The organism is Roseomonas haemaphysalidis, assembly GCF_017355405.1.
GTDB lineage: Bacteria > Pseudomonadota > Alphaproteobacteria > Acetobacterales > Acetobacteraceae > Pseudoroseomonas > Pseudoroseomonas haemaphysalidis.
On sequence record NZ_CP061177.1, the window covers coordinates 2,912,501 to 2,939,491 of the forward strand.

Genomic DNA, 26,991 nt, shown 5'->3' on the forward strand with positions numbered 1-26,991 from the left:
CTGGTCCTCCATCCGCAGGAGCTTGGCACGCTCGCCTTCCAGCATCTTCTCCACCGGAACGCCGGTCCAGCGGCTGACCACGGCGGCGATGCTTTCTTCCGTCACCGCCTCGTTGACCAAGCGGCCGCCCTCGCCATCGCCCCCGGCGATCTGGCGCTCCAGCTCGGGAATGCGTCCGTAGAGCAGCTCGCCCGCCTTGGCGTAGTCACCCTTGCGCTGGGCGACCTCCACCTCGGTCCGCGCGCGGTCCAGTTCTTCCTTGGCCTTCTGCGCCTCGCTCAGCTTGCCCTTTTCCGCCTGCCAGGCGGTGGTCAGGGCGTCGGACTTCTCCTCGAGCTCCGCCAGTTCCTTTTCCAGCTTTTCCAGGCGGTCGCGGCTCGCGGTGTCGGTTTCCTTCTTCAGGGCTTCGCGCTCGATCTTGAGCATCAGCACCCGGCGGTCCACCTCGTCCAGCTCCTCCGGCTTGCTGTCCACCTGCATGCGCAGGCGACTAGCGGCCTCGTCCATGAGATCGATGGCCTTGTCCGGCAGGAAACGGTCGGTGATGTAGCGGTTGGACAAGGTGGCGGCCGCCACCAGTGCGCTGTCCGCGATGCGGACGCCGTGGTGCAGCTCGTACTTCTCCTTGATGCCGCGCAGAATGGAGACGGTATCCTCCACGCTCGGCTCGCCCACGAAGACGGGCTGGAAGCGACGGGCCAGGGCGGCGTCCTTTTCCACGTGCTTGCGGTACTCGTCCAGCGTGGTCGCGCCGATGCAATGCAGTTCGCCACGCGCCAGGGCAGGCTTGAGCAGGTTGGAGGCATCCATCGCCCCATCCGCCTTGCCGGCACCGATCAAGGTGTGCATCTCGTCGATGAACAGGATCACCTCGCCGGCCGCGCCCTCGATCTCGGTGAGCACGCCCTTAAGCCGCTCCTCGAACTCGCCGCGGTACTTGGCGCCGGCGACCATGGCGCCGAGGTCGAGCGCCAGCACGCGCTTGTCGCGCAGCGCCTCGGGCACGTCGCCATTGACGATGCGCAGCGCCAGCCCCTCGACGATGGCCGTCTTGCCCACGCCCGGCTCGCCGATCAGCACCGGGTTGTTCTTGGTGCGGCGGGCCAGCACCTGAATGGCGCGGCGGATCTCCTCGTCGCGGCCGATCACCGGGTCCAGCTTGCCCGTGCGCGCGGCATCCGTCAGGTCGCGCGCATACTTCTTCAGCGCGTCGAACTGCTGTTCGGCACTGGCGCTGTCGACCTTGCGGCCCTTGCGGACGGCCTCGACGGCGGCTTCCAGCTTCTGCGCGGTGGCCCCGGCGGCGACCAGCGCGCGGCCGGCCGGCGTGTCGCTGGCGGCCAGCGCCACCAGCAGGCGGTCCTGCGCCACGAAGCTGTCGCCGGCCTTGGTGGCCTGCTGCTGCGCGGTGTCCAGCACGCGCACGATCTCGGGCACGAACTGCGGCTGGCCGGCGCCGCCGCCCTGCACCTTGGGCTGGCGCCCGATCTCGGCGTCCACGGCGGCCTTGACCGGCATGGGGTCGGCGCCGGCCGCGCGGATCAAACCGGCGGCGGCACCCTGCTCGTCGTCCAGCAGCGCCTTGAGCAGGTGCTCCGGCGTCACACGCTGGTGATATTCGCGGATGGCGATGGTCTGCGCGGCCTGCAGAAAGCCACGGGCGCGCTCGGTGAACTTCTCGATGTCCATAAATGGCCCCTCCTGATTGAAGCGGACCGGTGCCGGGCGCCCCATGAAGGCGACACCCCGCACCGCAGCTATCGCCGATGTGGTAAGCTGGCCCGGCCGGCTTCAAGGCCCCGCCTGAGCAAAAATTCCCAGGAGACCCTTCGCCCATGCGTGTCGAGACATTGTACCGCTACCCTGTGAAGGGCCTGACCGCCGAAGCACTGGAGGAGGTGTCCCTGCGGGCCGGCGAATGCATCCTGCACGACCGCCGCTTCGCCCTGGCCCAGGGGGATGCACCATTCGACGCTGCCGCCCCGGCCTTTCTGCCCAAGCGACACTTCGGCTGCCTGATGGTGAACGAGCGGCTGGCCCTGGTGTCGGCGGTGTTCGACGGGCACAGTGGCCAGCTGCTTTTGCGCGTGCCGGGTGCGGCCCCCATGGCCGCCGACACCAACACCGAAGCCGGCCGCCAGGCGATCGCCACGGCCCTGACCACCTATCTGGGCGAGGAAGCCCGGGGCACGCCCCGCTTCGTGTCCGCCCCCGGCCATGCCTTCGCGGATGACCGGCACAAGGGCGTGACGCTGATCAACCTCGCCTCCATCGCAGCGCTGGAACAGGCGGCGGGCGTGCGCCTGGACCCGCTGCGCTTCCGCGCCAACGTGTATTTCAGCGGCCTGCCAGCCTGGGCCGAGTTCGACTGGGTGGGGCAGCAGGTGCTGCTGGGCGGCGCCACGCTGCGGATCGAGAAGCGAACGGTGCGCTGCCCCGCCACCCAGGTGAACCCCGCCAATGGCCAGCGGGACATCAACGTGCCCAAGCTGCTGCGCGAATATTTCGGCCATGCCGACCTGGGTGTCCACGCCGTGGTGGAGGAAGACGGCCGCGTGGCGCTGGGCGACGCGCTGGAACCCCTGCCGGCCTGAAACGCGAAAAGGCCGGACCGTCGCCGGTCCGGCCTTTTCGATCATGCCACCACCGCTTACTGGGCGGCGGCCTGGGGCTGCTCGTCGTCGGCGTCGGTCTGCACGTCGGGCTGCGGCAGCGGGCCATTGGCCTGCGGTGCCTGAGGCTGCTGGTCGCCGTCCTGGCCGTCCATCTGGTCGCCGTCCGTCGCCTGGTCGTAATTGCCCTGCGGGCGGCGCTGCTGCGGCGCCGGCTGGTTCTGCTGCGCGGCCTGGGCCATCGCGTTCAGGATGCGGAAGTAGTGCTCGGCATGCTGGAAATAGCTTTCCGCCATCACCCGGTCGCCGGAGCCAGTCGCGTCGCGCCCCAGTTGCAGATACTTCTCGAACAGCTGCTGGGCCGTGCCACGCAGCCGCATGTCCGGCCCGCTCGAATCAAAGACGTGGTTGCGGTTCATCGGCTGGTGGCCGCCGCCACCACCCCCGCCCCCGGCCTGGCGGAACTGGCCGCCGCCGCCCCCGCCGCCACCTTGACGATGGCCGCCACGGCCGCGCATGCGCTTCATGTTCATGGGTATTGCGTTCGCCGTCTCATGCTCGCGTTGGCCGACAAGGGGGCATCATGCCCCGGCTGGCCGGCATCGTCGCGGATGGTTGGTTAAGTCGCTGCGGTGCCGGGCGCCCGGGCCAACCGGCCCTGCTGACATCCCCGGCGGCTTTCAGGCCTGCTCCTGCATGACCCGCCGCTGCTGTGCACCCTAGCCGCCGGTTTCGCTGCCGCCAAACGATTTTTTCAGCCCTGCTGCAGGACCAGGGCGCGCTCCACCCCGCCAAGATCGGCATGGGTCCCGAGCACGACCAGGCCAGCGGCCCGCGCCAGTCCCGCCACCGCGGGTCCCTGCCCCTGCCCCAGCTCCAGCACCGCCCTGCCCCGGGGCAGCAGCAGGCGCGGCAGGTCGGCCACGATCAGGCGATAGGCATCCAGCCCGTCCGGGCCGCCATCCAGGGCCCGGGCCGGCTCATGCACCGCCACCTCGGGCATCAGCCCAGGGATGGCGGCGGTCTCGATATAAGGCGGGTTGGACAGCACCAGATCAAAGCCACCGGCCAGGGCAGCGGCCCAGGACCCGGCCAGAAAACTGCAACGGTCCCGCAGGCCGGTGGCAGCCGCGTTGCGCGCCGCCAGCGCCGCCGCGCCCGGCGACAGGTCCACCCCCACCCCGAAGGCGCCGGGGTGCTCGGACAGCACCGCCAGCAGCAGGCAGCCCGTGCCGGTGCCGAGGTCCAGCACCCGCACCGGCGCAGGCCCCTGAAGGGCAGCCTCCACCACCGCTTCCGAATCCGCGCGGGGGATCAGGGTATCGGGCGAGACTTCCAGTTCCAGCGTCCAGAACCCCTGGCGGCCCAGGATGAAGCCCATCGGCTCATGCGCCAGCCGGCGCCGGAGCATGGCACCGAAGCGGGTGGCGGCCCCGGGCGGCACCGGGGCGCGGGGGTCGCGCAGCAGTGCCGCAAGGTCTACCCCCATCGCCTCGCCCAGCAGCAACCGCGCTTCCAGGCGGGGGCTGTCGATCGCCGCCGCCCGCAGCAGCTGCCCGGCGCGGCACAGGATGCCGCCGACGCTGCCTTCCGGGTCGGCGCAGGCCGTCAAAGGTCGGCGGCGGCCAGGCGGCTGGCCTGGTCCTCGGCGGTCAAGGCATCGATGATGTCGTCCAGGTCGCCCTGCATGACCTTGTCGATCTTGTGCAGCGTCAGGCCGATGCGGTGGTCCGTCACCCGCCCCTGGGGAAAGTTGTAGGTGCGGATGCGCTCCGACCGGTCGCCGGTGCCGACCTGCGAGCGGCGGTCGCCGGCGCGGGCATTGTCGGCGGCCATGCGCTGCGCGTCGTAGATGCGGCTCCGCAGCACCTTCATGGCCTTGGCGCGGTTCTTGTGCTGGCTGCGCTCCTCCTGCATCGCCACCACGGTGCCGGTGGGAATGTGGGTGATGCGCACGGCGCTGTCGGTCTTGTTGACGTGCTGGCCGCCGGCGCCGCTGGCGCGGTAGGTGTCGATCCGCAGGTCGCTCTCGTTGATCTGCACGTCCACCTCCTCGGCCTCCGGCAGCACCGCCACCGTGACGGTCGAGGTATGGATGCGGCCCTGCGTCTCGGTGGCCGGCACGCGCTGCACCCGGTGCACGCCGCTCTCGTACTTCAGCTTGGCGAAGACGCCCCTGCCCTGCACCTCGGCGGTCGCGCCCTTGATGCCGCCAACCTCGCTGTCGTCGTAGTCCATCACCTCGAAACGCCAGCCCTGGGCGGCGGCATAACGCTGGTAGGCACCAAACAGCTCAGCCGCGAAGAGCCCGGCCTCGTCACCACCGGCGGCGGGGCGGATCTCCAGGATGGCGTTGCCCTCGTCGGCCGCGTCCTTGGGCAGCAGCATCAGCTGCAGGGCGCGTTCCAGCACCGGCACGGCGTCGCGCTGGGCGTAGAACTCCCCCTCCGCCAGCTCGCGCATCTCAGGGTCGGCCATCATCGCCTCGGCCTCGTCGCGCGCCTGGCGGGCGGCGCGCAGCGCGGCCACCTGCTCCACCACGGGGTCTAGCTCCGACAGCTCGCGCGCCAGGGCGCCGATCTGCCCACCCTCGGCCCGCTCCAGCAGCGCGCGGAGCTCATCCGCCCGGTACAGCAGGCGGTCGAGCTTTTCGTCCAGTCCGGAAGAAGTGCCGCTCATGCCGTCTCGTCGTCACCCTCGAAGCCGGCCTCGATGTTCTCGATCATCTGCTCCAGCATCGCGTCCTCGACGCCCGCGGCGGCCAGGGCCGGCAACAGCGCCGCGCTGTCCACCCGGTCCTGGGAGCCGTCCGTCAGGTTGCGGACGATGTACATGCCCTCCGCCACCTCGGCCTCGCCGATGATGATGGCGGCCTGGGCGTTGATCCTGTTGGCCCGCTCCATGCGCCGCTTCAGGTTGCCCTTGTAGGCGATCTCGCAGGGGATGCCGGCCTGGCGCAGCATCTGGGTCATGGCCAGGGCCGCCGGCTCCTCCGCCAGCCCGACCGGGATGACGGCCACGGGGCGCGTCGCCTCCGGGCTTTCCGGCAGCAGCTCGGCCAATCGCTCGACGCCGGCGGCCCAGCCGACGGCGGGGGTCGGCGGGCCGCCCATCTCCTGCACCAGCCCCTCGTAGCGGCCGCCGCCCATCACGGTGCCCTGGGCGCCCAGACGGTCGGTGACGAACTCAAAGGCGGTGTGGCTGTAGTAGTCCAGGCCGCGCACGATGCGCGGGTTGCGGCGGTAGGGCACGCCGAACTGCTCCAGGTATCCCAGCACCTTGTCGAAGAATTCCTTCGCATGCGGCGTCAGGTACGCATCGATGGTCGGCGCCGCCGCCACCAGCCGCCGGTCGCCCTCATCCTTGCTGTCGAGGATGCGCATGGGGTTCTTTTCCAGCCGCGCCTGGCTGTCGGCGGACAGGCTGGCGGCGTGCTGGCGGAAATAGGCGACCAGCGCGGCGCGGTAGGCATCGCGCGACATGCTGTCGCCGAGCGTGTTGATCTCCAGCACCACGCCGTCGTCGATGCCGAGCTGCTGGATGATCTGCCAGCCCATGGCGATCACCTCGGCGTCCGCCAGCGGCTCGGCGGTGCCCAGGATTTCGGCGCCGATCTGGTGGAACTGGCGGAAACGCCCCTTCTGCGGCCGCTCGTAGCGGAACATCGGGCCGGCATAGAATACCTTGCGCGGCAGGTTGCCCTGGGTCAGGCCGTTGCTCACCAGCGCGCGGCAAACGCCCGCCGTGCCCTCGGGCCGCAGGGTCAGGCTGTCGCCGCCGCGGTCCTCGAAGGTGTACATCTCCTTGGACACGACGTCCGAGGTCTCGCCGAGCGAGCGGGCGAAGACGCTGGTCGCCTCGAAGATCGGCGTCGCCCACTCCTCCATGCCGTAGAGGTTCGAAACGTGGCGGGCGACCTCGATCACCCCGTGCTGGCGGCGGAAGGTTTCGCCGATCAGGTCGCGCGTGCCGCGCACGGGCTGCACATCCTGGCGCCCGCGCGCCGGCTTGGTCTCGCTCAACTCGTTCACTCCGCCGCCTGCTTGGCGATCACCGCGGCCGCCGCGATCTCGGCGGCCTTCTTCTCGACCAGTTCCACGATGTGGTCGACCATCGTGGCGCCCTCGACCGTGTGGTCGGTGCGCCCGGCGTGATAAACCATGTGGCGCCCGGCGCCACCGCCGGTGACGCCGATATCGGTCATCAGCGCCTCGCCCGGGCCATTCACCACGCAGCCGATGATGCTCAGGCTCATCGGCGTGCGGATATGCGCCAGCCGCTCCTCCAGCACCGAGACGGTCTCGATCACGTTGAAGCCCTGGCGGGCGCAGGAGGGGCAGGAGATGATCTTCACCCCCCGGTGCCGGATGCCGAGCGACTTCAGGATGTCCCAGCCGACCAGCACCTCCTCCTCCGGCTCGGCGGAGAGCGAGACCCGGATGGTGTCGCCCACGCCGGCCCAGAGCAGGCTGCCCATGCCGATGGAGGACTTCACGGTGCCGGCGCGCTTGGTGCCGGCTTCCGTGATGCCGACATGCAGCGGGTGGTCGCAGGCCTCGGCCAGCTGGTTGTAGGCGGCCACGGCCAGGAACACGTCGCTGGCCTTGACGCTGATCTTGAACTCGTCGAACCCGTTCTGCAGCAGGTGGTCGGCGTGCCACAGGGCGCTTTCCACCAGCGCGTCGGGGTTGGGCTCGCCGTACTTCTCCAGCAGGTGGCGCTCCAGGCTGCCGGCATTGACGCCGATGCGGATGGAGCAGCCGTAGTCCCGCGCCGCCTTGATCACTTCCTTCACCCGCTCGGGCGAGCCGATGTTGCCCGGGTTGATGCGCAGGCAGGCGGCGCCGGCCTGGGCGGCCTCGATGGCACGCTTATAATGGAAGTGGATGTCGGCCACGATCGGCACGTTGACCTCGTGCACGATCTCCTTCAGCGCGGCGGTCGAGGCCTCGTCCGGGCAGGACACGCGCACGATATCCACGCCCGCGATCTCGGCGCGGCGGATCTGGGCGATGGTGGCCGCCGCATCCTCGGTCGGCGTGTTGGTCATGGTCTGGACGCTGACGGGCGCGTCGCCTCCCACCAGCACGTTGCCAACCCGGATCTGGCGGGACTTGCGACGGACGATCTGCTGATACGGACGATAGGACAAGGCGGCCTCCCGCTACGGTCTGCGCGGGATATGGCAGCACCGCCGCCGCTCGCCAAGCCACGGGCGCGGAAGGGCAGCCCTGCGGCCGCCCTCCCCGCCCGTCCGGGTCAGGCCCCGGCGCGGCGCGCGGCCAGGGCGGCCGAGGCCTGGGACAGCAGTTCACCGATGATCTCGGCCGCCGGCTGCTCCCGCGTCACCATGCCGACGCTTTGGCCCGCCATCAGCGAGCCGTTCTCCACGTCGCCATCCACCACGGCGCGGCGCAGGGCGCCGGCCCAGAAGTGCTCGATCTCCAGCTGGCCGGCGTCCTTGGCCACCTCGCCCGCCTTGTAGCGGGCCACCACGGCAGCCTGGTGCTCCAGAAAGCGCTTGGTGCCGCCGTTCTGCAGCGCGCGGACCGGGATCACCGGGAAGGCCTCGTCCAGCTGCACCGTCGGCATGGCGTCGCGCGCCGCGCCGCGGATAAAGGCACGCTTGAAGTTCTCATGGGCGATGCTTTCGCTCGCGCACACGAAGCGGGTGCCGATCTGCACGCCCGCCGCGCCCATCTCCAGGTAGGACAGGATCGCCTCGCCCCGCCCGATGCCACCGGCCACGTAGACTGGTACGTCGCGGATATGCGGCAGGATCTCCTGCGCCAGCACGGTCAAGGACACCGGGCCGATATGCCCGCCGGCCTCCGAGCCCTCGATCACCAGCGCATCGGCGCCGGAGCGGACCAGCTTCTTGGCCAGCGCCAGCGCGGGGGCGAAGCAGATCACCTTGGCACCGCCGTCCTTGGCCGCCTTGATGGCGGGGCCGGGCGGAATGCCGCCCGCGAAGACGATGTGGCCCACCTGCGCGTCCAGGCAGACCTGCACCAGCTCCATCAGGTTGGGATGCATGGTGATCAGGTTGACGCCGAAGGGCTTGTCCGTCAGCGCCTGGGTGCCGGCGATCTCCTCGCGCAGCCGGTCCGGCATCATGGCGCCGCAGGCGATCACGCCGAAGGCCCCCGCATTGGACAGCGCCGCCACCAGGTTGCGCTCGCTCACCCAGCTCATGGCGCCGCCCAGGATAGCGTAGGGGCTGCCCAAAAAGGCGGCGCCGCGCGCCATCAGCGAGTCCAGCGACGGGTCGAGGGCCACGGGTGCCAGCGCGTCCATGCTCATCAGCCTTCCGCGTCCAGCCCGTAGGCGGTGTGCAGGGCGCGCACCGCCAGCTCGGTGTATTCCAGGCCCACCAGCACGCTGGTCTTGATCTCGGAGGTCGAGATCACCTGGATGTTGATGCCCTTCTCGCTCAGGGTCTTGAACATCGTGGCGGCCACGCCCGCGTGCGAGCGCATGCCGATGCCGACGATGGAGATCTTGGCCACGTCCGGGTCCGTGATCATGCTGCCGTACTGGATCACCGGCCGCGCCTTCTCCAACACGTCCCGCGCCCGCGGCAGGTCGGTCTTGCCGACCGTGAAGGTCATGTCCGTGGTGCCATCGGCACCGAGGTTCTGCACGATCATGTCGACGTTCACATTGGCCGCCGACAGCGGCACGAAGACCTCGGCCGCGATGCCCGGCTTGTCCGGCACCGCGCGCAGCGTCACCTTGGCCTCGTCGCGCGAATAGGCGACGCCCGTCACCAGCGGCTGTTCCACGATCTCATCCTCGTCCACGACCAAAGAACCCGGCTTGTCCTCGAAGGAGGACAGCACCTGCACCCGCACCCGCTGCTTCATGGCCAGTTCGACCGAGCGGGTCTGCAACACCTTGGCGCCGACCGAGGCCAGCTCCAGCATTTCCTCGTAGGCCACCGCCGGCAGCTTGCGCGCGCGGGGCACGATGCGCGGGTCGGTGGTGTAGATGCCGTCCACGTCCGTGTAGATGTCGCAGCGGTCGGCCTTCACCGCCGCCGCGATGGCGACCGCCGAAAGGTCCGAGCCGCCGCGGCCCAGCGTGGTGATGCGGTTGTCGGGGCCGAGCCCCTGGAACCCCGCCACCACCGGCACCTGCCCCGCCCGCATGCGCTCGATCAGCGCCGCGCCCTCGATCTCCTCGACGCGAGCCTTGCCATGCGCGTCGTCGGTGCGGATCGGGATCTGCCAGCCCTGCCAGGAGCGTGCGTCCACGCCGATGGTCTGCAGCGCGATGGCCAGCAGGCCGATGGTCACCTGCTCGCCGGTGGCCACCACCACGTCGTATTCGCGGGCATCGTGCAGCGGCGACAACTCGGTGCACCACTTCACCAGCTGGTTGGTGGTGCCGGACATGGCGGACACCACCACGGCGACCTCGTGGCCCGCATCGACCTCGCGCTTCACCCGGTTGGCGACGTTGCGGATACGGTCCAGGTCGGCGACGGAGGTGCCGCCGAACTTCATCACGATACGGGCCATGCGGATCCGGAAGCTTGGTCGAAGAAGGGAAAGCCGAACCGCCACGGGTTGCGGCCGGCGCAAGGAGGCGACAGATAACGGCCACCGCGCCGCGCCGCAACCAGGCCCGTACTTGAACCAGGAATGGATGCCCCCATGACCGCCACCGCCACGCCTGGAGAGATCGCCAAGTTCGACGCCCTGGCGGCCGACTGGTGGGACCCGCGCGGCCCCATGGCGCCGCTGCATGCCATGAACCCGCTGCGCTGCGGGTGGGTGGCGCGGCACCTGGCGCCGGCGCATGGCGGCAACCCCGGGCATCTGGCGGGCGCCACGGTGCTGGATGTCGGCTGCGGCGCCGGGCTGGCGGCGGAGGGCCTGGCACGGCTCGGCGCCCGGGTCACCGGGCTGGACGCCGCCCCCGCCGCCATCGCCGCCGCCCGCGCCCACGCGGCAGCGGAGGGCCTGGACATCGACTACCGGCAAGGCATGCCGGAAGACCTGAGCGCCGAGGGCGCGCGCTTCGACGCCGTGATGGCGCTGGAGGTGATCGAGCACGTGGCGGACCGCGGCGCCTTTCTGCGGGCGCTCGCCGGGCTGACCCGGCCGGGCGGCACCGTATTCCTGTCCACGCTGAACCGCACCGCGCGGTCCTGGCTGTTCGCCAAGGCGGGGGCCGAATACGTGCTGCGCCTGCTGCCGCGCGGCACCCATGACTGGAAGATGTTTGTTTCCCCCGCCGAGCTGGGCGCCGAGGCCCGGCGCGCCGGGCTGCGCGTGGCGGCGATCAGCGGCATGGTGCCGCAGGGCGCGCCCAATGGCCCCTGGCGCGAAAGCCGGGACGTGGCGGTCAACTACATCGTGGCACTGGCCCGCGACTGACCGGCCGCCCGCTTCAGCCGTCGGCGCGGGGGACCCAGGGCAGGCGGGCGATGTCGATGCCCTCCTCGCGTAGCTCCTCGGCGTCCGTGTCGCTGGCCTCACCGTAGATGCCGCGGAACTCGGTTTCGCCCTTGTGCATGCGCCGCGCTTCCTCGGCAAAGCCCGGGCCGACGTAGTCGCAGTTCTTTTCCACCTCGGCCCGCATCTTCTGCAGCAACGCCACCATCTGCGCCGGGATCGGCCCCGCCGCGGCCTGCTGCTGCGGCAAGGGCTGCGGCTGGGCGGCCACCGGCTCCTCGGTACGTGCCGGGCGCGCCTTGGCGATGGCCGGCGCCATCAGCGCGCGCGAAACCTTGTCAGAGCCGCAGACCGGGCATTCCACCATGCCGGCGGCCGACAGCTTCCCGAAGGCATCGCTATCGCGGTACCAGCCGTCGAACTCGTGCGCCTGCTCGCAGCGGAGCTGGTAGTGGATCATCAGCCGGCCTGCAGCAGCGCGTCCAGCTTGCCGGCCCGCTCCAGCGCGAACAGGTCGTCGCAACCGCCGATCGCCTGGTCGTCGATGAAGATCTGCGGCACCGTGGTGCGGCCGCCGGACCGGCTGATCGCGGCCTCGCGCGCGGCGGAGCCGTGCGGGCTGTCGTGCTCGGTGAAGCTGATGCCCTTGCGGCCCAGCAGCGTCTTGGCGCGCGAGCAATACGGGCAGAACGGGGTGGTGTAGATTTCAACCTTGGCCATGCGGTCACACATCGTTGCCCTGCCAGTCGCGGTCAAGTGGAATGCGGCGGGATGGCAGGTCCGCGCCATCCGCCAGGGTCGGGTCCGGCACCCGGGCCGCCGCCAGCACGTCCACGGAGGCCGCCCCCGCCGCGAGCAGCGCCTCCGCGCAGGCCCGCGCCGTGGCGCCGGAGGTCATCACGTCATCCACCAGCAGCAGCCGCCGGCCGGCGATGCGCGCCGCCCCGCCCCCTGCCAGCCGGAAGGCCCCTTCCAGCGCCGCGATGCGCTCGCCGGCGGAAAGCCCGCCCAGCGCGGGGGTGGAGCGGCGGCGGCGCAGCAGGTCGGGCGCCCAGGGCACGCCGGACACACGGGACAGCCGCTTGGCCAGCAGCCCCGCCTGGTTGTACTTGCGCGACAGCAGGCGCCGGAAATGCAGCGGTACCGGCACCAGCAGTTCCGCCCGCGCCAGCAGCTCCCTTCCGGCAAAGGCCATCTGGCGGGCCAGCGGCTTCACCAGCTCTGTGCGATCCGCGTATTTCAAGGGCAACAGCAGCCGCCGGCTGGCCTTGTCGTAGATCCAGGCGGCTCGCGCTTGGCGGTATGCCGGCGGGTTGTTGGTGCACCGCTGGCAATGCAGAGGCCCCCCGGCCATGGTGCGGACGCCCTGGCCGCTGTGCAGGAACGGCACGCCGCAGCAATGGCATTGCGGCTCGCCGATCAGCGTCATCTCGCGAAAGCAGGCGGCGCAGACGGTGCCGTCCGTCGGCACCAGCTCGGCGCACACCAGGCAGCGCGGCGGCAGAAGCAGATCCACCGCCGCCATGCCGGCCTGGCGAAGGCCCTGCCACACCGTCCTGTTATCCATGCGCCTATCATATCACGCATCCGTGAGTGGGATGAAGCCCTTGCGCGGCACCGGCCGGCGGGCGCATCAGCCCCGCATGAGCGATGCGATGCAGGTGTTCGACCGCGCCCTGGTGCGGCGGCGGCGGGAACGGGCGGCGGCCGGGATCGGCGCGGTGCGGCCGGTGCTGGAAGCTGCGGCCGAGCGCCTGCTGGACCGGTTGGACGACACCACCCGTCGCTTCGAATCCGCGCTGGAGATCGGCGGCCGGGGCAGCGTCGCGCCCATGTTGACGGCACGCGGCATTCCCTTCGTGGCTTCCATGGACCTGTCGCCGGCCATGGCCCGCGGCGCCGGGGGGCTGGCCGTGGCGGGGGACGAGGAATGGCTGCCCTTCGGGGCCGGCAGCTTCGACCTGGTGGTGGCCAGCCTGTCGCTGCATTGGGTGAACGACCTGCCGGGCGCACTGGTGCAGATCCGCCGCGCGCTGAAGCCGGATGGGCTGTTCCTGGCCAGCCTGCCCGCACTGGGCACCTTGCAGCCGTTGCGCGAAGCCCTCGGCACCGCCGAAAGCGAGCTGCGCGGCGGCATCAGCCCGCGCGTTTCGCCGTTCCCGGAGTTGCGGGACGGCGCCAGCCTGCTGCAGCGTGCCGGCTTCGCCCTGCCGGTCGCGGACCGCGAAACGCTGGATCTGCGCTACCGCACGCCGCTCGCGCTGCTGCGTGACTTGCGCGCCGCCGGCGAAGGCAATGCGGTGCTGGCCGCCGACCGCCGCACGCCGCCGCGCGCGCTGTTCCCGCTCGCGCTGTCCCGCCTGCCCGCCCCGGGCGACGGGTTGCCGGTGGCGCTGCAGATGCTGGTGCTGACCGGCTGGGCCCCCGCCCCGTCCCAGCCGCAGCCCGCCCGCCCCGGCAGCGCCAATGCCCGGCTGGCCGATGCCCTGGGCACCGTGGAGCACAAGGCGGGCGACCCCACCCGGCCGCATTGAGGGGCAGCCATACGCGCGCGACTCTTGCAACCGCCGGTCGGCGGTCGCATCTTCGGCCACCATGGAACAATCGGCTTCTGAGTCCCGCCGCATCACCCTGCATGCGCCGGAAGATTTCGTCGGCATGCGCCGCGCGGGCCAGCTCGCCGCCGCTACGCTGGACATGATCACCGAGCACGTGCGGCCCGGCGCCGTGACCGAGGCGCTGGACAAGCTGATCCTCGACTACGTGGAAGCGCATGGCGCGACCTCCGCCACCGTGGGCTACCGTGGCTACCGCCACGCGTCCTGCATCTCCATCAACCACGTGGTCTGCCACGGCATCCCCGGCGCCAAGGTGCTGGCGGATGGCGACATCCTGAACATCGACGTCACGGTCATCCTGGATGGCTGGTTCGGCGACACCAGCCGCATGTACGTGGCCGGCACCGCCTCCACCAAGGCCAAGCTGCTGATGGACGTGACGCATGAAAGCCTGGTGCGCGGCATCAAGGCGGTGCGCCCCGGGGCGCGGCTTGGCGATGTCGGCCACGCCATCCAGTCCTACGTGGAGAAGCAGCGTTTTTCCGTGGTGCGGGACTTCTGCGGCCACGGCATCGGCCGCACCTTCCACGCCGCGCCCAACGTCCTGCACTTCGGCCGCCCCGGCGAAGGCCCGGTGCTGAAGCCCGGCATGTTCTTCACCATCGAGCCGATGGTCAACGCAGGCCGCCCCGAGGTGAAGGTGCTGGACGACGGCTGGACCGCCGTGACACGCGACCGCAGCCTGTCCGCGCAGTTCGAGCACATGATCGGCGTGACCGAGGACGGCTGCGAGGTCTTCACCTATTCGCCCGCCGGCATGCACAAGCCGCCCTACGCCTGACTGGACGCCGCCCGCCGTTCCGCCCAAGCTGGGGCGGAGCGGATGGAGGCGGGATGCGCAGGACCAAGGGCATGGCCGAGGCGGGGCTCGGGCTGGACATGCCCCCCGCGCCACCGGTGCCCAGCGCCGCCGAGGGCCACCGCGCCCGCATGCGTGGCAAGTTGATTTCCGCCGGCCCCGACGCGCTGCTGGACCATGAGCTGCTGGAAATGCAGCTCTTCCTCGCCCTGCCCCGCCGCGACACCAAGCCCATCGCCCACGCCCTGCTGGCGCGCTTCGGTTCCTTCGGCAACGCCATCGCCGCCAGCCCGCAGGAGCTGCGGCAGGTGGAGGGGCTGGGCGAGGCCGGCATCGCGGCGCTCAAGACCGTGCAGGCCGCCGCCCTGCGGCTGATGCGGCAGGAGGTGCTGGACCGCCCGGTGCTGGGCAACTGGGACCGGCTGATCGGCTACCTCAACGCCGTGATGGCGCGGGAAAAGACCGAGCAGTTCCGCGTGCTGTTCCTGGACAACCGCAACCGGCTGCTGGCCGACGAGGCGCAGGCCCGCGGCACCGTCAACCACACCCCCGTCTACCCGCGCGAGGTGGTGCGGCGCGCGCTGGAACTGCAAGCCAGCGCCCTGGTGCTGGTGCACAACCACCCGAGCGGCGACCCCGCCGCCTCGCGTGCCGACATCAGCATGACGGCGGAGGTCAAGGCGGCGGCCGATGCGCTGGGCATCGCGCTGCACGACCACCTGATCATCGGCAACGGCCGCCACCTGTCCTTTCGACGGGAAGGCTTGCTGTAGCGCCTGCCCTGGCCAGCACGGCCGCCCCGCGCCACACTGACGCCAAGCCCTGGCTTCACAGGGGCACGGGACGGAAGGGCGGACGCGGACCTTGAGATTGCCTGTCTGGGCGCTTGCCCTGCTTGCCACGCTGATCGCGCAGACCGTCAGTTCCTTTTCCCTGATCGCCCTGCCGCTCCTGGGGCCGCCGCTGATGCAGCGTGCCGGGCTGCCGCCGGAAGGCATCGGGCTGGTGTCCGCCCTGACCTCCGCCGGCACCTGCTGGTGCCTGGCCAGCGGCGGGCCGATGCTGCTGCACCATGGCCCCGTCCGGACCCTGCAGATCGGGCTCGGCTGCATGGCGCTGGGCTTGCTGGTGTTGTCGCAGCCGCTGGGGCTGCTCGGGCTGCTGGCCGCGGTGGTGATCGGCTTCGGGGCCGGGCCCAACACGCCGGCCGGCAGCCAGATCCTGATCCGCACGGCGCCGCCCCGCCACCGCACGCTGATCTTCTCCATCAAGCAGGCCGGCGTGCCGCTGGGCGGTGCGCTGGCGGGGCTGGCGGTGGCGCCGCTGGTGCTGGGGCACGGGGTGCCGTGGGCGTTGGGCGCCATCATCGCCGTGGTGCTGTTGACCGTGCTGGTAATGCAGCCCTTCCGGGCACGGCTGGACGGTGCGGAACGCACCGGCAGCCCGGGCTGGGTCCGGGCACTGTTGTCGCCCTCTGCCATGGCCCGGTCGATCGGCGCGCTGCGGGCGCACCCGGCCTTGCCGCTGCTCACGGCCCTGGGCACCTCCTTCACGGTGGTGCAGTCCTGTCTGAACGCCTTCACCGCCACCTATGCCGTCACCCGCCACGGCGCCTCGCTGGTCGAGGCGGGGCAGATCATGGCGTTGATGCAGGGTTCCAGCATGGTCGGGCGCATCGCCATGGGCTGGGTGGCGGACCGCATGGGGCATGCCGTGCGTCACCTGGCGTTGCAAGCCGTGGCATCCGCGCTGGCGGTGCTGCTGCTGATCACGCTGGGCGGGCAAGGCACCGGCGCGCTGTACGGCTGCGCGGCGCTGGTGGGCTTCACCGCCATCGGCTGGAACGGGGTGCACATCGCGGAACTGGCCCGCGTCGCGCCGCTGCACCTGGTCAGCGACGTCACCTCCGCCGCCAGCCTGTTCGGCTTTGCCGGCTCCGTATGCGGCCCGCTGCTGTTCACGCTGGTGGTGGGCTGGACGGGTAGCTATGCCCTGGCCTTTGGACTGGTTGCCGCCCAGCTCGCCGCCTTCGGGCTGGCCAGCGTGGCATTTATGTCCCGGTCCGGCGGCGCAAGCTGAGCGGGCGTCGATCCGGCCCTGGTGCTGGCCGCCTTTCTTCTGTCCAAGTGGCGGCGTAACGCCGGGCACCATGCCTTGATCGCCTGCCGGAAAGCTGATGCTGATGCCGCTGCACATGCCCCACATCCATCCCGGCCGCCGCTTCGGGGCGATGCGCGGCTGGTTGCGGCAGACCGAGCTGGGGCTGATCGCGCTGGCCGTGCTGGTAGGCGCCGCCAGCGGCCTGCTCGCGGTGGCCATCGGCGGCTTTGCGCGCATGATGCACGTGGTCTTCTTCGGACCGGAGGCGGCGCATGGCCTGTCATCCATCCGCAACGCCTCGCCCTGGGCGCTGCTGTTGCTGCCGGCACTGGGTGGTCTGCTGCTGGGTGGGCTGAACCTGTTGCTGGCGCGCATCCGCCCGCGCACGCCGGTCGATCCCATCGAGGCCAACGCACTGCACGGCGGCCGGCTGTCGCTGAACGACGGGCTGGTGGTGGTAGCGCAGAACCTGGTGTCCAACGGCTTCGGCGCCTCGGTGGGGCTGGAGGCGGGCTACACGCAGATCGCCGGCGGCGCGGCATCGCGGCTCGGCCGGCTGATCGGATTGCGGCGGGGCGACCTGCGGGTTCTGGTGGGCTGCGGGGCCGCCGGCGCCATCTCCGCCGCCTTTGACGCCCCGCTGACCGGCACCTTCTATGCCTTTGAACTGGTGGTGGGCTTGTATTCCATCGCCACCCTCGCGCCCGTGGTGACGGCGGCCGTCACCGCCCTGGCGGTGTCCCGCGCGCTGCGGGGCGACAATCCCGTGCTGGCAGTGGGCAGCGCCGATGGGGCCGATCTGCAAGGCTATGCCCTGGCCCTGCTGCTCGGCCTGCTGTGCGGGTTGGCGGGCATCGCGCTGATGCGCGGCGTGACGCTGACGGAACACTGGCTGCGGCGTGGCGTGCCCTGGCAGCACCTGCGGCCACTGGCCGGCGGGCTGGTGGTGGGTGCCCTGGCGCTGGTCACGCCCGGCGTGCTGTCGGCCGGCCATGCCTCGCTGCACCGGCTGTTCGGGGTGGAAAACACCCTGCAGGCCGTGCTGGTGCTGCTGGTGCTGAAGGCGATCGCGTCGGCCGTGTCGATCGGCGCCGGGTTCCGCGGTGGCCTGTTCTTCGCCTCATTACTCCTGGGTGCGCTGGTGGGGCAGGTTTTCGCACTCCTGCTGGCCATCGTCATGCCGCCGGGGGTGGATGCCACCTTTCTGATCACCGTAGGCACCAGCGCCTTCGGCGCCGCCGTGATCGGCGCGCCGCTGGCGATGACGTTTCTGGCGCTGGAAATGACCGGCAGCTTCGGCCTGACCGGCGCCGTGCTGGTGGCGGTGATCGCCAGCAGCGTCACGGTGCGGCGGCTGTTCGGCTATTCCTTCGCCACCTGGCGCTTCCACCTGCGTGGCGAAACCATCCGCAGCGCCCGTGACATCGGCTGGCTGCGTGACCTGACGGTGGGCAAGCTGATGCGGCGGGACGTGCGCACCGTGAAGCACGACACGCGCATCTCCTCCTTCCGCCGGGACTTTCCGCTGGGGGCGGAGGCGCGGGTGGTGGTGGTGGACGATGCCGGGCGCTACGCCGGCATCGTGAACGTGCCCGATGCCCACACCGAGACCGCCGATGACATGGACACGGTGGCGCCCCTGGTCTGGGGCGGCAAGACACCCCTGTTGCCCGCCATGAACGCCAAGGAAGCCATGGCGGTGTTCGAGGCCACGGAAAGCGAGGCGCTGGCGGTGATCGACACCACCGACGCGCGCAATGTCCTGGGTCTGGTCACCCAGTCCCACCTGCTGCGCCGCTACGGCGAGGAGCTTGAAAAGCGCCGGACCGAGGAACTGGGCGGCGCATGACGGACTCTTTAGCCCAGTCAGTCTGGACAGCGTTGCTGCGCATCCTGGGCCTCCGGCGCCGGGTGCCCGGGGGCCGCCCAGCGGACGCGGCCGAGGGCCCAGCCCTGGATCTGACCGACGAGGAATTCATCCGATGGCGGTCAGAAAAGATGAACGAGATCTGCGGCGGCCCGCCGGTCCTCACGGAGGAACAGCTGAGGCCGCGGCGGAGTGGCTGGAGATGGGTCCCCAGCCGACCTCAGACCGTCGGCGGCACGCCCGCTTCCTTGAGCGCGGTCGCCTGCCGGTTCGCCAGGTCCTCCTGCTTGTAGCCGGCGATCAGTTCGTTGAACATGCGGTGCCAGTTCAGCTCCGCGCCCAGGCGCATGAAGGCGCTGCCGAGGCCCACCGCGCTGCGGTCCACCAGCACGAACTCACGCGGCGGGCGCACGCCACCGGTGCGCTTCAGCCCGGCATGCACCTCCGCCGCCACCTTGCGGCCGAAGTCGGGGTCGCCGCCGGTCTGGATCGGCCGCACCCGGTCGTCCAGCAGCGGCTCGTGCAGGAAGCGCGCCCACAGGTCGAGCACTTCCATCTTTTCGCGCGTCAGGTTGGTGAAGCCCCAGTCGCGATAGGCCTGCTCGGCCTTGTCCTTGTCGCCGTCGCGCATCGCCTCGTACAGCGTGATGACGCCGGTCAGGAACTGTGGCGGGAAGACGCGGATGGTGCCGAAGTCCAGCAGGTTGATGCCCGCCGGCGCATCGCCGCTGGCCTGCCGCACCTGGTAGTTGCCCAGATGCGGGTCCCCGTGGATGACGCCGAAGCGGTAGAAGGGCGTGTACCAGGCGTGGAACAGCGCGCGCGCGTACGCGTTGCGCTCCTCCAGCGACGGGCCTTCCGCCAGCCGCTCCAGGATCGGCCGCCCGTCCAGCCAGGACATGGTCAGCAGGCGCTTGGAGCAGTAGCCCTCCACCGGCATCGGCACGTCCACGTCGGACTCGCCTTCCAGCATGCGGTTGTACAGCCGCATCTGGGCGGCTTCCCGCTCGTAATCGAGCTCCTCGCGCAGGCGGTCGCTCAGTTCCAGATACACGTCGTCATGCTGAATGGCGTCGTCCATGCGGGCGAACAGCCCCATGGCCAGCTTCAACTGGCGCAGGTCGGCTTCCACCACGCTGCTCATGTCCGGGTACTGCAGCTTGCAGGCCACCAGTTGCCCGTCCGGCAGGGTGGCGCGGTGCACCTGGCCCAGGCTGGCGGCGGCGGCGGCCTCCTGCCCGAAGGAGCGAAACCTCGACTGCCAGTCCGGCCCCAGCTCGCTGGCCATGCGGCGGCGCACGAAGTTCCAGCCCATCGGCGGCGCATTGGCCTGCAGCGCCGCCAGCTCCTGCTGGTATTCCGGCGGCAGGGCATTGGGTACGGTGGACAGGAATTGCGCCACCTTCATCAGCGGGCCCTTCAGCCCGCCGAGCAGCGCCTTCAGGTCGTTGGCGTGGTTTGCCTTGTCGGTCTTGATGCCGAGGTAGCGGGCCCCCGCCATGCGGGCAGCGATGCCCCCCACGGCGCCCGAGGTCTGCGCCATGCGCCGCACCTCGCCGAAGAGGGTGCGACCCTCGCGATCCTCAGCCATCCGCGCGCTCCAGTTCGTCGCGCCCGTCGGCGCGTTCCAGTTCGTCGATAAAGCCGGAAATGACATCGAGCCCCTTCTGCCAGAAGGCGGGGTCGGCGGCGTTCAACCCGAAGGGGGCCAGCAGCTCCTGGTGCCGCAGCGTGCCACCGGCCCGCAGAAGCTCAAGGTACTTGGCAGGGAAGTCGGCCACCTTGCCATCCTGGAACACACCATACAGCGCGTTCACCAAGCAGTCCCCGAAGGCATAGGCGTAGACGTAGAACGGCGAATGCACGAAGTGGGGGATGTAGGACCAGTAGATCTCGTAGTCCGGCGTGAACTCGAAGGCCGGGCCGAGGCTTTCCACCTGCACCTGCATCCACAGCGCGCCGATTTCCTCGCGCGACAGTTCGCCGTTGCGGCGGGCGTCGTGCAGCAGCGTCTCGAAGCGGTAGAACGCAATCTGGCGCACCACCGTGTTCAGCATGTCCTCCACCTTGCCGGCCAGCAGGGCGCGGCGGCGGCGGGGGTCCGTTTCGGCATCCAGCACGGCGCGGAAGGTCAGCATCTCGCCGAACACGCTGGCCGTCTCGGCCAGCGTCAGCGGCGTGCCGGACATCAGGTAGCCCTGGTCGGCCGCCAGCACCTGATGCACGCCATGGCCCAGCTCATGCGCCAGCGTCATCACGTCGCGCGACTTGCCGTGGTAATTGACCAGCAGATACGGGTGCGCGGCCGGCACGGTGGGGTGCGCGAAGGCGCCGCTGGCCTTGCCGGGGCGCAGCGCCGCGTCGATCCAGGGCCGGTCGAAGAAACGCTTGCCGATGCTGCCGAGCTGCGGGTCGAAACCGGAATAGGCCGCCAGCACGCGGTCCCGCGCGGCGTCCCACGGAATCTCGCTGTCATCCTCGTCCGGCAGGGGGGCGTTGCGGTCCCAGTGCTGCATCTTATCCAGCCCCAGCCACTTCGCCTTCATGGCGTAGTAGCGGTGCGACAGCCGGGGGAAGGAGGCGACGACGGCGCCGACCAGCGCGTCCACCACCTCGTCCTCGACCATGTTGGCGCGGTTGCGGCTGCTGCCGGGGCGTGGGTAGTTGCGCCAGCCGTCCACGATCTCCTTGTCCTTGGACAGGGTGTTGGTGATCAGCGTGAAAAGCCGGGCATTCGCCCCGAAGGCGGCCGAAACACCGCGGGCCGCAGCTTCGCGAACGCCGCGGTCACGGTCGGACAGCTTGTTCAGCGCGGCCGACACGTTCAGCGTTTCCTCGCCGACCTTGACCTCCATGCCGGCCACCGTCTCGTCGAACAGGCGGTTCCAGGCCGACCGGCCCGTCACCTCCTTCTCATGCAGCAGGCGCTCCGCCTCGTCAGACAGCTGGTGCGGGCGGAACACCCGCAGGTCGCGCAGGAAGGGGCGGTAGCGCGCCAGCGCCGGGCTCTGCGCCAGCTTGGCCTCCAGCGGCGCTTCCTCCAGCTTGTTCAGCTCCAGCGTGAAGAACAGCAGGTTGGAGGAGATGGCCGTCACCCGCTCCTGCATGGTCTGGTAGAAGCGGCCGTTGGCGGCATCCTGCGCGTCGCCCGCGAAGACCAGCTGGGCATAGGACATGATCCGCCCCAGCACTTCCTCGATGCGCTCATAGGTGGCGATGGCGGCGGCCAGGGCGTCGCCGGGCAGGTCAGCCAGCTTGCCGGCATGAGCCGCCTGGAACGCCGCGGACTCTGCCGTGGATCGCTGCAGGTCGGCTTCCAGCACCGGATCGGCGGGGCCGGCATACAGGTCCGACAGGTCCCAGACCGGCAGGCTGCCTTCCCCGCCCACGGCCTGGCTGCGGGATTCGGTGTCGCGGGGAAGCGGGCTGTCGGGAGTGAACTGCACGGTACGCCTTGCGGTTGTGGTTCTGTCCCTCCCGATATAAGCCCAATGACCGGCAGGCCAAGCGCCCGCCGCCACACGCCGGCAAAACAACCGCCGCGATCCGCGAAGACAGGGAGCTACGCTTGGCCGACAGCACCGCCACGGACCCCGCCTGGAACAGCCTGCCGGGCATGATGCTGTCCCTCGCCCGGCGCTGGCCGCAGCGGCCGATGCTGCGGTTCTGGCGGGACGGCGCCTGGCATAGCACAAGCTGGGCCGAATACGCCCTGGCCGTGGCCGCCGTCGCCGCCGGGCTGCGGGCGCGCGGCGTTTCGCCGGGTGACCGCGTGCTGCTGGTGTCGGAAAACCGGCCGGAATTCATCATCGCCGACACCGCCGTGATGGCGATCGGCGCCGTGTCCGTGCCCACCTACACCACCAACACGGCAGCCGACCACGCGCATATCCTGCGCGACTCAGGGGCGCGCGTGGCCGTCGTTTCCACCGCCAAGCTGGCTCGGGCGGTGCGCGACGCGGCGGGGCCGGACGGGCTCGACGTCCTGGTGCAGATGGAGCCCGGCGACGGCGTGGGATGGGCCGAGTTGCTGGCTACCCCCGCCGACCTGCCCATGCTGGTGGCCGAGGTGGACCACATCCCGCCCGGCCGGCTGGCCTGCCTGATCTATACCTCCGGCACCGGCGGCACCCCCAAGGGCGTGATGCTGCCGCACAGGGCCATGCTGGCCAACCGCCACGGCATCGCCGGCTTCATCGAGAAGCTGAACATGCCGGAAGGGTCCTGCTACCTGTCCTTTCTGCCCCTGAGCCATGCCTATGAGCACACGGTGGGCAACTTCCTGTTGCCGTCCTTCGGGCTGGAGGTGGTGTACAGCCGTGGCGCCGAGAAACTGGCGGCCGAGCTGCAAAGCATCCGCCCCGCCATGGTGACCGCCGTGCCCCGGCTGTTCGAGGTGCTGCGCGCCCGCATCCTGGCCGGGCTGGAAAAGGAAAAGCCGCTGGCCCGCAAGCTGTTCGACCGGGCCCTGGCGCTCGGGCTGCGGCGCATGGACGGGCCGAAGCTCGGGTTGCTGGAGCGGCTGGAGGATGCCGTTCTGGACCGGCTGGTGCGCAACAAGACGCGCGAGCGCTTCGGCGGCAAGGTGGCGGCGCTGGTATCCGGCGGCGCGCGGCTGGACCCGGGCCTGTCGGGCTTCTTTATCGCGCTCGGCCTGCCGGTGATCCAGGGCTACGGCCAGACCGAGGCCGGGCCGGTGATCAGCGTCAACCTGCCGTGGGACAACCGCCGCCACACCGTCGGCCGCCTGCTGGACGGCGTGGAGGCACGCATCGCCGGGGATGGCGAGGTGCTGGTCCGGGGCGCGCTGGTGATGGACGGCTACTGGAACAATCCGGACGCCACCGCCCAGGCACTGGTGGAACTGCCGGACGGCGGCGACCCCTGGCTGCACACCGGCGACGTGGGTGAGATCCACGACGGCTACCTGCGGATCACCGACCGCAAGCGCGACATCATCAAGACCCTGGGGGGCGACATGGTCAGCCCCGCGCGGATCGAGGGCATGCTGATGGCGGAGCCCGAGATCGCCCAGGCCGTGGTGGCCGGCGACGGCCGCCCCGGCATCGCCGCCTTGTTGGTGCCGGCGGACGGCATGCAGGACAAGGTGGCGGAGGCCGTGAAGCGGGTGAACGCCCGCCTGTCCTCCATCGAGCGTATCCGCTTCAGCAAGGTGATGCCGCCCTTCACCGCCGAGGATGGGCTGCTGACGCCGACCATGAAGATTAAGCGCCGCGCCGTGCTGACGGCCCACGCCGCGGTGCTGGACAGCCTTTACCGCTGACCAGCCCCGATGCGCGGGCCGGAGGCTGATCAGGCCGATTGCGGGATGATGCTGATCATCTCGTCTTCGCTGGGCTCCTTGGCCGGCTTCAGCTTCAGCGCCTGATCGGGCTGCACGGAGCGGCTGCGCTGCGCCGGCTCCAGCGTCACGGTCTCGCCGCTGTCCAGCGAGCGTTCCACCGCCTCCAGCACCCGCATGTCGAACAGCCCTTCCTCGCCATCGGCTTCCGGATGGCGGTCGTTCAGGATGCAATCCGAGAAATACTGCGTTTCGTTGCCGAACTGCTCCACCGGATCGAAGCTGTGGGTCTTCTCGCCATTCTTGGTCTTCTCGACATATTCGATACCGGTCGTCGGGCCGAACATGAAGGCGGGCGAGGCATGGATGCTGGCCTCGGTGCCGGCGAGGTCGAAGAACTCCGCCGGGGCGGTCGCGTAGCTGACGGTGAACTGCGCCAGCCGGTCACCGGGAAAGCGCAGCGTGACCGCCACCGTGTCATGGAAGTTGAAGCCGCGGCCCGGGGTCTTGGTCCCCACCGCGTGCACGGAAATGGGTTCCAGGCCGAACAGGTTGCGCGCGGCGTTCAGCGGATAGGTGCCCATGTCCGGCACCGGGCCGCCCCAGTAGCCGTTGTGCCCCCGTGAATTCGCTTCCGCGACGTTTTGGGCGAAGGTGGAAACAAAGGCGCGCAGGTCGCCGAACTCGCCGGCCCGGGCCCGGGTGATCATCTCCACCGTGCCCGGCTCATGGTGCAGGCGGTAGGCGATCATCAGCTTGGCGCCAGACTTCTGCTGCGCCGCCAGGATCTGCTCGGCTTCCGCCACGCTGGACGCCATCGGCTTTTCCAGCAGCACGTGAATGCCGGCCTCCAGCGCCGGGACGGTGTATTTCAGGTGCAGGAAGTTGGGCGTGGCGACGTAGACGGCGTCGATCTCGCCGGACGCCAGCAGCGCGTCGTATTGCTCATACGACCACGCCTTGATGCCGTAGAGCTTGGCCAGCTTGTCCGCCTTCACCGGATCGCCGGTGACCAGCGCCGCCAGCTCGGAATTGCTGGTGCGGGCGATGCCCGGCATGAAGGCCTGCTGCGAGATCTGCCCGCCGGCGACCACGGCGTAGCGGATCTTCTTCTTGAACCCGAACATGATGCAACCCCACTGAATGAACCCGGTCGCCGGGCCAACGCGGGGCCTCGTCGGGGGGTTGCCGCCGCCGGGCACGGCGCGGGCCGCCCCGTCCTGCGGCGGCCCCGTCCGGGGAGCGGGGCGACATCGCGAATGGCCGGGGAGGGACAGCCGCCCTCCCCGGCCCGGTCACATGCCCAGCGCGCGGCGGTACAGGTCCAGCAGGGTTTCCTGCTCTTCCACATCCGCCGGCTCCTGCTTGCGGATGCGGATGATCTGGCGAATCACCTTGACCTCGAACCCGGCCGACTTCGCTTCGGCGAAGATGTCCTTGATGTCGTCGGCCAGCGCCTTGCGCTCTTCCTCCAGGCGCTCCACCCGCTCGATGATCGAGCGCAGGCGGTCGGCGGCGATGCCACCGACTTCGCTTTCTGGGTCGGCCGCCTGGCGGTCGCGGCTGGCCTTCGCGTCCTGTTCGTCGAATTCGTCCATCAGGGGTCTCCGGCCAAGGTGCGAAACACACGTCCAAACAAGACCGGCGCCATGAAGGCGCCGGGGGCCGGGATATAGCCGGGCGGACCGGGGGCGGCAATCGCGCCGCCCAAGGCTCAGTGGGAGTGGTCGCCCTTGGAGAAGGCGGCCTGCTGCTGCGGGTTGGCTGCCTTCTGGTGCTTCGCCTGCCATTCCTTGTACGGCATGCCGTAGACCGTTTCGCGCGCCTCGGCATCCGGCAGCGGGATGCCCTGCCCTTCCGCCGCCTCGCGGTACCAGCGGCTCAGGCAGTTGCGGCAGAACCCGGCCAGGTTCATCAGGTCGATGTTCTGCACGTCCGTCCGCTCCCGCAGGTGCTCGACCAGGCGGCGGAAGGCGGCGGCTTCCAGCTCGGTGCGGGTGGCGGCGTCGATCTCGGTGGTCATGGGCGTGGCCCTCCTTGTCACCGCGACAGGTGGGGCGGGAGGGCCGCCCGGTTCAAGCGTTGCCGGACAGGTAGTCCATGGCCGCCTGCACACCGCCGCTCTGATGCGGCACGCCGGCCAGCCGCAGCCCCATCTCCACCCCCGTCAGCGTACCCATCACCTGCAGGTCGCCGATGTCGCCCAGGTGCCCGATGCGGAACACCCGGTCGTTCAGCCGGCCGAGGCCATTGCCCAGGCTCATGTTGAACTTGTCCAGGATGGCGGCGCGCAGCCCGTTGGCGGAATGGCCTTCCGGCAGGCGCACGGCGGTGAGCACGGGGGAATAATGGCGCGGGTCCTCGCACTGGATTTCCAGGCCCCAGGCGCGCACGGCGCGGCGGGTAGCCTCGCCATGGCGCTCATGCCGCGCGAAGACGTCGTCCAACCCCTGCTCCTGCAGCATGTCCAGCGCCGCATCCAGCGCGTACAGCATGTTGGTGGCGGGGGTGTAGGGAAAGTAGCCGGTGGCGTTGCTGGCCAGCATCGGCCGCCAGTCCCAGAAGGACCGCGGCAGCTTCGCCCCTTCCGCCGCCTTCAGCGCCTTGTCCGAGATGGCGTTGAAGGACAGCCCCGGCGGCAGCATCAGCCCCTTCTGGGAGCCGGAGATCGTGACGTCCACCCCCCACTCGTCGTGCTTGTACTCGACCGAACCCAGCGAGGAGATGGTGTCCACCAGCAGCAGCGCGGGGTGGCCCGCCGCATCCATGGCGGCGCGCACCTCGTCGATCCGGCTGGTGGCGCCGGTGGAGGTTTCGTTGTGCACCACCGCCACGGCCTTGATGGCGTGCCCCGTGTCGGCCCGCAGTCGCTCGCCGATCGCCGCCACGTCGGCACCACGCCGCCAGTCGGTTTCGATCAACAGGGGCTTCAGCCCCAGCCGCTCGGCCATCTCGCGCCACAAGGCGGCGAACTGCCCGGTTTCGCACATCAGCACCGCGTCGCCGGGGGACAGGGTGTTGACCAGCGCCGCTTCCCACGCGCCGGTGCCGGAGGCGGGGTAGATGATCACCGGCCCCCGGGTGCCGAACACCGGCTTCACCTTTTCCAGCAACTGCTTGCCGAACAGGCCGAAGTCGGGGCCGCGATGGTCCATGGTCGGGTTGTCCATGGCGCGCAGCACGCGGTCCGGCACGTTGGACGGCCCCGGGATCTGCAGAAAATGCCGCCCGGCGGTGGGCTTGGACTGGAAATAGGCCATGGTGCTCGGTTCTCCCTGGGGCACAGCCGTA

25 protein-coding genes (1 of these 25 running past the window's edge) are annotated in these 26,991 nt (G+C 70.3%); 8 read left to right on the forward strand and 17 right to left on the reverse strand.

The genetic code is table 11. The annotated features are described in order from the left end of the window. On the reverse strand, positions 1-1,689 hold the 5' portion of the coding sequence (gene clpB, locus IAI59_RS13505; RefSeq protein WP_207419705.1) for an ATP-dependent chaperone ClpB. Its footprint begins 900 nt before the window's first position; 1,689 of the gene's 2,589 nt are visible here — the first part of the coding sequence; its start codon is at positions 1,687-1,689; its stop codon lies off the left edge, out of view. Between the two features lie 146 nt (positions 1,690-1,835). Between clpB and IAI59_RS13510 the strand changes: the two genes are divergently transcribed. Further along, positions 1,836-2,594 (forward strand): MOSC domain-containing protein, encoded by a 759-nt coding sequence (locus IAI59_RS13510; RefSeq protein WP_207419704.1) that lies wholly within the window; start codon positions 1,836-1,838, stop codon positions 2,592-2,594. A 56-nt stretch (positions 2,595-2,650) separates the two neighbouring features. Here the strand turns inward: IAI59_RS13510 and IAI59_RS13515 are convergent, their stop codons facing one another. From IAI59_RS13515 to IAI59_RS13545, 7 genes are all read right to left on the reverse strand, one after another. Then, positions 2,651-3,145 (reverse strand): DUF4167 domain-containing protein, encoded by a 495-nt coding sequence (locus IAI59_RS13515; RefSeq protein ID WP_207419703.1) that lies wholly within the window; start codon positions 3,143-3,145, stop codon positions 2,651-2,653. Between the two features lie 221 nt (positions 3,146-3,366). Beyond that, a complete protein-coding gene (prmC, locus tag IAI59_RS13520; RefSeq protein WP_207419702.1) occupies positions 3,367-4,224 on the reverse strand; it encodes a peptide chain release factor N(5)-glutamine methyltransferase in 858 nt (285 codons plus the stop codon). Next, positions 4,221-5,291: a peptide chain release factor 1 gene (gene prfA, locus IAI59_RS13525; protein WP_207419701.1), complete on the reverse strand. Its 1,071-nt coding sequence runs from the start codon at positions 5,289-5,291 to the stop codon at positions 4,221-4,223. Before prfA ends, prmC begins: the two co-directional genes overlap by 4 nt. Continuing rightward, the gene (gene hisS / locus IAI59_RS13530) at positions 5,288-6,598 is read right to left on the reverse strand and encodes a histidine--tRNA ligase (protein ID WP_207419720.1); all 1,311 of its coding nucleotides are present in this window, start codon (positions 6,596-6,598) and stop codon (positions 5,288-5,290) included. Before hisS ends, prfA begins: the two co-directional genes overlap by 4 nt. A gap of 41 nt (positions 6,599-6,639) precedes the next feature. Continuing rightward, the gene (gene ispG / locus IAI59_RS13535; RefSeq protein ID WP_207419700.1) at positions 6,640-7,764 is read right to left on the reverse strand and encodes a flavodoxin-dependent (E)-4-hydroxy-3-methylbut-2-enyl-diphosphate synthase; all 1,125 of its coding nucleotides are present in this window, start codon (positions 7,762-7,764) and stop codon (positions 6,640-6,642) included. Between the two features lie 107 nt (positions 7,765-7,871). Next, positions 7,872-8,915, reverse strand: coding sequence for an NAD(P)H-dependent flavin oxidoreductase (locus IAI59_RS13540; protein WP_237181032.1), 1,044 nt, complete (start codon positions 8,913-8,915; stop codon positions 7,872-7,874). After that, a complete protein-coding gene (locus tag IAI59_RS13545; protein ID WP_207419699.1) occupies positions 8,915-10,135 on the reverse strand; it encodes an aspartate kinase in 1,221 nt (406 codons plus the stop codon). The genes IAI59_RS13540 and IAI59_RS13545 overlap by 1 nt, the downstream gene beginning before the upstream one ends. 135 nt (positions 10,136-10,270) lie before the next feature. On the opposite strand from IAI59_RS13545, the gene ubiG reads away from it, so the two are divergent. Next, positions 10,271-10,996: a bifunctional 2-polyprenyl-6-hydroxyphenol methylase/3-demethylubiquinol 3-O-methyltransferase UbiG gene (gene ubiG / locus IAI59_RS13550; RefSeq protein ID WP_207419698.1), complete on the forward strand. Its 726-nt coding sequence runs from the start codon at positions 10,271-10,273 to the stop codon at positions 10,994-10,996. Between the two features lie 13 nt (positions 10,997-11,009). On the opposite strand, the gene IAI59_RS13555 is transcribed toward ubiG, so the two are convergent. Genes IAI59_RS13555 through IAI59_RS13565 form a run of 3 tightly spaced genes read right to left on the reverse strand, consistent with a single transcriptional unit; the run spans position 11,010 to position 12,581 of the window. Then, positions 11,010-11,474 carry a DUF1178 family protein gene (locus IAI59_RS13555; protein ID WP_207419697.1) on the reverse strand — a complete coding sequence of 155 codons (465 nt, stop codon included), beginning with the start codon at positions 11,472-11,474 and terminating at the stop codon, positions 11,010-11,012. Further along, positions 11,474-11,734, reverse strand: coding sequence for a glutaredoxin 3 (gene grxC / locus IAI59_RS13560; protein ID WP_207419696.1), 261 nt, complete (start codon positions 11,732-11,734; stop codon positions 11,474-11,476). The genes IAI59_RS13555 and grxC overlap by 1 nt, the downstream gene beginning before the upstream one ends. A gap of 4 nt (positions 11,735-11,738) precedes the next feature. Then, positions 11,739-12,581: a ComF family protein gene (locus tag IAI59_RS13565; protein ID WP_207419695.1), complete on the reverse strand. Its 843-nt coding sequence runs from the start codon at positions 12,579-12,581 to the stop codon at positions 11,739-11,741. Positions 12,582-12,657: 76 nt separating this feature from the next. Here IAI59_RS13565 and IAI59_RS13570 point away from each other — a divergent pair, with 76 nt between their 5' ends. The 5 genes from IAI59_RS13570 to IAI59_RS13590 all read left to right on the forward strand — a co-directional run bounded on the left by IAI59_RS13570 (position 12,658) and on the right by IAI59_RS13590 (position 18,380). Further along, entirely contained in the window at positions 12,658-13,548 is an 891-nt protein-coding gene (locus IAI59_RS13570; protein ID WP_207419694.1) for a methyltransferase domain-containing protein, read from the forward strand. Positions 13,549-13,609: 61 nt separating this feature from the next. Then, entirely contained in the window at positions 13,610-14,413 is an 804-nt protein-coding gene (map, locus tag IAI59_RS13575) for a type I methionyl aminopeptidase (RefSeq protein ID WP_207419693.1), read from the forward strand. Between the two features lie 53 nt (positions 14,414-14,466). Further along, on the forward strand, positions 14,467-15,204 hold the full coding sequence (gene radC / locus IAI59_RS13580; protein WP_207419692.1) for a RadC family protein: 738 nt from the start codon (positions 14,467-14,469) through the stop codon (positions 15,202-15,204). Positions 15,205-15,295: 91 nt separating this feature from the next. After that, complete coding sequence (locus IAI59_RS13585) at positions 15,296-16,510, forward strand: MFS transporter (protein WP_207419691.1); 1,215 nt, start codon at positions 15,296-15,298, stop codon at positions 16,508-16,510. Positions 16,511-16,607: 97 nt separating this feature from the next. Next, positions 16,608-18,380 (forward strand): chloride channel protein, encoded by a 1,773-nt coding sequence (locus IAI59_RS13590; protein WP_237181031.1) that lies wholly within the window; start codon positions 16,608-16,610, stop codon positions 18,378-18,380. A 238-nt stretch (positions 18,381-18,618) separates the two neighbouring features. Here IAI59_RS13590 and IAI59_RS13595 read toward each other — a convergent pair whose 3' ends face one another. Together IAI59_RS13595 and IAI59_RS13600 are read right to left on the reverse strand one after the other, a co-directional pair. Next, complete coding sequence (locus IAI59_RS13595) at positions 18,619-19,989, reverse strand: ABC1 kinase family protein (RefSeq protein WP_207419690.1); 1,371 nt, start codon at positions 19,987-19,989, stop codon at positions 18,619-18,621. Then, positions 19,982-21,844, reverse strand: coding sequence for a M3 family oligoendopeptidase (locus IAI59_RS13600; RefSeq protein ID WP_207419689.1), 1,863 nt, complete (start codon positions 21,842-21,844; stop codon positions 19,982-19,984). The genes IAI59_RS13595 and IAI59_RS13600 overlap by 8 nt, the downstream gene beginning before the upstream one ends. 122 nt (positions 21,845-21,966) lie before the next feature. Here IAI59_RS13600 and IAI59_RS13605 point away from each other — a divergent pair, with 122 nt between their 5' ends. Further along, on the forward strand, positions 21,967-23,682 hold the full coding sequence (locus IAI59_RS13605; protein ID WP_237181030.1) for an AMP-dependent synthetase/ligase: 1,716 nt from the start codon (positions 21,967-21,969) through the stop codon (positions 23,680-23,682). Positions 23,683-23,711: 29 nt separating this feature from the next. Here the strand turns inward: IAI59_RS13605 and IAI59_RS13610 are convergent, their stop codons facing one another. The 4 genes from IAI59_RS13610 to IAI59_RS13625 all read right to left on the reverse strand — a co-directional run bounded on the left by IAI59_RS13610 (position 23,712) and on the right by IAI59_RS13625 (position 26,960). After that, positions 23,712-24,827: a Gfo/Idh/MocA family protein gene (locus IAI59_RS13610; RefSeq protein WP_207419688.1), complete on the reverse strand. Its 1,116-nt coding sequence runs from the start codon at positions 24,825-24,827 to the stop codon at positions 23,712-23,714. Between the two features lie 168 nt (positions 24,828-24,995). Then, positions 24,996-25,298, reverse strand: coding sequence for a DUF2312 domain-containing protein (locus tag IAI59_RS13615; RefSeq protein ID WP_207419687.1), 303 nt, complete (start codon positions 25,296-25,298; stop codon positions 24,996-24,998). Between the two features lie 116 nt (positions 25,299-25,414). Further along, on the reverse strand, positions 25,415-25,723 hold the full coding sequence (locus IAI59_RS13620; RefSeq protein WP_207419686.1) for a DUF1244 domain-containing protein: 309 nt from the start codon (positions 25,721-25,723) through the stop codon (positions 25,415-25,417). Positions 25,724-25,775: 52 nt separating this feature from the next. Continuing rightward, positions 25,776-26,960, reverse strand: coding sequence for a pyridoxal-phosphate-dependent aminotransferase family protein (locus tag IAI59_RS13625; RefSeq protein WP_207419685.1), 1,185 nt, complete (start codon positions 26,958-26,960; stop codon positions 25,776-25,778). Between the last annotated feature and the right edge of the window lie 31 nt (positions 26,961-26,991).